This is a genomic window from Pseudomonas sp. SIMBA_068, from assembly GCF_046534705.1.
Lineage (GTDB): Bacteria > Pseudomonadota > Gammaproteobacteria > Pseudomonadales > Pseudomonadaceae > Aquipseudomonas > Aquipseudomonas putida.
This window is the reverse complement of record NZ_JAWRYI010001122.1, coordinates 1-252: the sequence shown is the minus strand read 5'-3', so window position 1 is coordinate 252 and position 252 is coordinate 1. Positions and strand designations below refer to the sequence as shown.

The following is a 252-nucleotide window of genomic DNA, read 5'->3' as shown; positions in this document are numbered from 1 at the left end:
CAGGCCGCACTGATGGCCAAGCGTCAGGACCGCCAGTCACCTGCCTGGCAGGCCCTGCAAGCTTACCTCGACGGGGTCAACGGCTGGCAAGCCAGCCATCCCAAGCCCGTGGAGTTCGACCTGCTGGGTATCACCCCTCGCCCGTTTACCGCCGAAGATACCCTGAGCATTGCCGGTTACCTCGCTTACAGCTTCGCCGCTGCGTTTCGCACCGAGCCCGCACTGACCTACATACGCGACCAGCTTGGCCCC

General features: G+C 64.7%; 1 protein-coding gene. It reads left to right on the top strand.

The window, feature by feature from the left end; genetic code table 11:
- A partial coding sequence (locus SB756_RS32990) for a penicillin acylase family protein (protein WP_410913624.1) occupies nt 1-252 on the top strand: 252 nt, incomplete at both ends.